The organism is Novosphingobium sp. B-7, from assembly GCF_000410615.1.
GTDB classification, from domain to species: domain Bacteria; phylum Pseudomonadota; class Alphaproteobacteria; order Sphingomonadales; family Sphingomonadaceae; genus Novosphingobium; species Novosphingobium capsulatum.
This window is the reverse complement of sequence record NZ_APCQ01000431.1, coordinates 1-4,033: the sequence shown is the minus strand read 5'-3', so window position 1 is coordinate 4,033 and position 4,033 is coordinate 1. Positions and strand designations below refer to the sequence as shown.

General features: G+C 67.4%; 5 protein-coding genes. All 5 read right to left on the bottom strand.

Translation table 11 applies throughout. The features are described 5' to 3' along the window. Positions 1-87: 87 nt before the first annotated feature. Positions 88-1,632 carry a DNA recombination protein RmuC gene (rmuC, locus tag H926_RS25750; RefSeq protein WP_051146257.1) on the bottom strand — a complete coding sequence of 515 codons (1,545 nt, stop codon included), beginning with the start codon at positions 1,630-1,632 and terminating at the stop codon, positions 88-90. A gap of 95 nt (positions 1,633-1,727) precedes the next feature. Next, positions 1,728-2,294: a peptide deformylase gene (gene def / locus H926_RS0105375; protein WP_028657624.1), complete on the bottom strand. Its 567-nt coding sequence runs from the start codon at positions 2,292-2,294 to the stop codon at positions 1,728-1,730. A 93-nt stretch (positions 2,295-2,387) separates the two neighbouring features. Continuing rightward, a complete protein-coding gene (locus H926_RS0105370; protein WP_022675401.1) occupies positions 2,388-3,077 on the bottom strand; it encodes an ATP12 family chaperone protein in 690 nt (229 codons plus the stop codon). Beyond that, positions 3,074-3,289 (bottom strand): hypothetical protein, encoded by a 216-nt coding sequence (locus H926_RS0105365; RefSeq protein WP_022675400.1) that lies wholly within the window; start codon positions 3,287-3,289, stop codon positions 3,074-3,076. Before H926_RS0105365 ends, H926_RS0105370 begins: the two co-directional genes overlap by 4 nt. A gap of 4 nt (positions 3,290-3,293) precedes the next feature. Continuing rightward, positions 3,294-3,956, bottom strand: coding sequence for an HAD-IA family hydrolase (locus H926_RS0105360; protein WP_028657623.1), 663 nt, complete (start codon positions 3,954-3,956; stop codon positions 3,294-3,296). Positions 3,957-4,033 lie beyond the last annotated feature (77 nt).

Below are 4,033 nucleotides of genomic sequence, written 5' to 3'. Positions count from 1 at the left end.
CCAGCGCAAGGCTGGCGAGTGCCACTGTCCAAGCTGCGCTGCGCATGGGCAAGCCCTTGTTTGCCTGTCGTGCCATCATGCCCATCGTTACCCTGCAGCCGTTTCCCCTTCAACGCCAACGCCGCTTGGCGCGGGCAGTTCCGAGGCCCCGACTGCAGGGGTGTCTGCGGCAATGTCCGTGGCGACATAGCGCGGCGCGGTTTCGACCAGCGGCACTTCTTCCACCTCGCGCTTGCCGATCTCGATATGCTTTTCGCGCAGGCGGCGACCGGCCGAAAGCACGTTGCGCTCAAAGCTGCCGACGAACTTGTTGTAGTTGGTGACCGCGCTTTCCAGGCCAGAGCCGACGCGCTTGAGGTGATCGGCGGCGACCGCCAGGCGATCGTACAGTTCGCCGCCCATCCGGCCGATCTCGCGGGCTTCGCGCGCCAGGCCATCCTGGCGCCAGACCTGGGCCACGGTGCGGCAGATGGCGACAAGGTTGGTGGGCGAGGCGAGCAGCACGCGGCGATCGAAGGCGAAGTCCCACAGCTGCGGATCGCGTTCCAGCGCGGCGGCGATGAAGTGTTCGCCCGGCACGAACATCAGCACATAGTCGGGCGCTTCTTCGAACTGGCTTTGATAGGATTTGGCGCCGAGCGTCTGGATATGGTTGCGCATGGATTGCACGTGCGCCGCCAGGGCCACGCCGCGCGCGGTATCGTCGGCGGCTTCGAAGGCATCCTGATAGGCGTTGAGCGAAACCTTGGCGTCGATCACCAGCAGCTTGTTGCCGGGAATGCGCACGATGGCATCGGGGCGCAGGCGGCCTTCGTCGGTATCGATCGAATGCTCGGTGACGAAATCGGTGTGCTCGGCCAGGCCACACTGTTCCAGCACGTTGCGCAGTTGCTGTTCGCCCCAGCGGCCGCGCGCCTTGGGGGCATTGCGCAGCGAATTGCCCAGCCGCGCTGCTTCGGCACGGACTTGCTCCTGCCCGTCGCGCATCGCCTGGATCAGCCCGGTGAGATTGCCGAACGCATCGACGCGTTCCTTTTCCAGCTTGCCGACCTGCTCTTCATAGCTTTTCAGGCGCTGATCCACCGGGGCGAGCAGGGCCCGCAGCGATTGCGCCGCCTTTTCCTCGCTCTGGGCAAAGCGCTCCTGTGCCCGGGCCATGAAGGCCTCTTGCGCGCGTTCCAGCACCTTGTTGCCGGCATTCTCGAATTCGCGGCGCAGCGCTTCCTGCGCCTCGATCAACAGGCGCTTCTGTTCGGCAAAATTGGCAGCGTCGGCTTTCATTCGGGCCAGTTCCGCACGCAGGTCCTCGCGCGATTGGCGCGCCTCGTGCAGCGCATCGCGCAGCGCGTCGGCTTCGGCCGCGCGCTCGCTGGCGGCGGCGAGGTGGGTGGCCAGGCCATCACGCTCGGCGCGCAGGGCATCGCGCTCGGCGCCAAGCTGCTCTGCCTGGCGCGCGCGCTCAGCCATGGTGGCAAGGTCCACAGCCATGGCCTTGATCGTGCCTTGCGCCTCGCGCGCTTCGTTCTCGCGGGCAGTGGCGCGGCCTTGCGCCTCTGCCACCGGGCGGCCGCCCAGGAACCAGCCCAGGGCCAGGCCGATCACCAGCGCCACGATTACCAAAACCACCGCCAAGGTCCGCCTCCACTCAAGAACAGAGCGGGAACGTAAACGAAGCGGCCCGGCAACGCAATGTGCCGGGCCGCTTTATCCTCAACTGTCAGGGGCGATCACGCCACCTTGCGCAGCTTGTCCAGCTTCTTGAGCGCCATCTGGCGCTTGAGGCGCGAGAGGTGATCGATGAACAGGATGCCTTCGAGGTGGTCCATCTCGTGCTGCAGGCAGGTGGCCAGCAGGCCGTCGATCGCTTCCTCGTGGACCGTGCCGTCAAGATCTTGCCAGCGGGCGCGGATGCGCGAAGGGCGTTCCACCTCGGCATAGATTTCCGGCACTGAGAGGCAGCCTTCGCGATAGATCGTGTGTTCTTCGGAAGGATCGAGGATTTCCGGGTTGATGAACACGCGCGGTTCGCGCCGCACCGGCTGGTGGCTGTGGCCACAGCCGTGGTCGTGGCATGCTTCGGGCTCGGCATCCTCGTCATCGGGCTGCAGATCGATCACCAGCACGCGCAGCGGCACGCCCACCTGGATCGCGGCCAGGCCGATGCCGGGGGCATCGTACATCGTATCGAACATGTCGGACACGAGCGTGCGGAGTTCGTCGTCGAACGTTTCCACCGGAGCCGAGACCTGCTTGAGGCGCGGATCGGGAACTTCAAGAATTTCGCGGATAGCCATGGCGCCAAGATAGGCGGAGCGGCGCACCGGCGCAAGGCAGGCGATTCGATCAGGGTGATCGCTTTTGCCGTGCCAACGGGGCGCCGCGCCGCGTTACAGCAGCTGGGCGAACCGCGCGGCCGTGGCAAAGGCCTCCCCGCGCAAGGTGCGGCGGGCCTGGGCCATCTCGTCCTTGCCCCACAGCTCTGCCTGCCAGTCTTCCTCCACACAGGCCGCATCCCACAGCGCGGCAATGTCTGCGCCGGGATCAAGCGCGGCAAGGCCGATGATCAGCGAGCACGACAGCGTGGCGGTGTTGCGCAGGGCAGCCAGGGCAAAGGGCGAAAGCTGCTCCAGCTCGGCGGCAAGTGCCGCAAGCGTCGGCGCGGGCTGGGGCTTGTGCATGATCCCGGACACGCGCGTGAAAGCCACGCCATAGAGTGCCTCGGCCATGGCAAGCAGGGGCTCCCACAGCAGGCGCTGGCGCGCCGCGAGCGGTTCGTCGGGCTCGGCGCGATAGCACAGCGTATCGGTCTCGGCATAAGGCAGCAGATCGGCGCGCGCGGCGGCCGGGGCGGGCGCTACCACGTCGATCGCATAGTCGGCCATGTCGCGAAAGGCGAAGGCGGCGGTGTCGATCGTCTCGCCCTGGTTGGCCCATTCGCTGGCCATGGCCTGGGCGAGGGCGGCGGTGGGCACGATCTGCGGGCGGCCGCCCTGGGTACGGATGCCGCGCCCATCGAGGCACACGCGAAAGCCAGCGTCTTCAGGTGAAACCGTAACGTCTTGATAAAAGCGCTTCATGATGGCCTTTTCCAGCGCCGCACCAGCCAGCGCGGCGCGCCAAAGAACAGGGTGAGGCCGGCAAAGGCGAGTGCGAACGCGCCCCATTGCGGTACGCGCGCCAGCCACGGCACATTGCCCGACGCCACCATGGCGCCGATCAACACGATCAGCGTGCCTGCCAGGCGCAACAGTTGCAGCAGGGCAAAGCGCCCCATCGCCGGATCGCGCATCGCCTCAACCTACCGCGTGGAGCAGTTCGGCCAGCTCTGCCACGGTGCCGGCGACGGCATGGGCGCCGGCAGCGAACAGTTCGGCCCGCTCGTGATAGCCCCAGTCCACGCCGATCGCGCGCACGCCGGCATTGCGGGCCATGGCCATGTCATAGGCGGTATCGCCGATCATCACGGTCAGGGCGGTGTCTGCGCCGGTGGCATCGAGGCAGGCCTCGATCATGCTGGGATGCGGTTTGGATGGGTGGCGATCGGCGGTTTGCAGCGTGACGAAATGGCGCGACAGGCCATGCGTGGCCAGGCAATGGGCCAGACCCCGGTCGCTCTTGCCGGTGGCCACGCCCAGCAGCCAGCCACGCTGCGCCAGGTCTTCGACCAGCGCGGCGATGCCGTCATAGAGTGGCTCGCCCACCATGCCGGCCTCGCGCCGGGCGCGGAACGTGTCCTTGTAGGCCTGGGTGAGCATGTCGTGCGCCTGCGCATCGCCTTCGGGATGGAGGCGGCGCATCGCTTCCACCAGCGACAGCCCGACGATGCGCCGGGTTTCGCTGCGTGGCGGCGGCACCAGGCCCATGGCATGAAACGCCCCGTCCATCGCCGCGCCGATATCGGCCTGGCTATCGACCAGGGTGCCGTCGCAATCAAAGATGGCGAGGCGCAGGCTCATCGCTTGCCCGGGCTCCGCGGGCTGGGCGCCTTGCTGCCAGGGGCCTTGGGCGCGGCGCGGCGCGGTGCCGGCTTGGC

Bases quoted from the DNA above. Each gene is read 5' to 3' on its own strand.
- H926_RS0105360 (WP_028657623.1), bottom strand. From the start codon at position 3,956: ATGAGCCTGCGCCTCGCCATCTTTGATTGCGACGGCACCCTGGTCGAT.
- def (WP_028657624.1), bottom strand. From the start codon at position 2,294: ATGGCTATCCGCGAAATTCTTGAAGTTCCCGATCCGCGCCTCAAGCAG.
- H926_RS0105370 (WP_022675401.1), bottom strand. From the start codon at position 3,077: ATGAAGCGCTTTTATCAAGACGTTACGGTTTCACCTGAAGACGCTGGC.
- H926_RS0105365 (WP_022675400.1), bottom strand. From the start codon at position 3,289: ATGCGCGATCCGGCGATGGGGCGCTTTGCCCTGCTGCAACTGTTGCGC.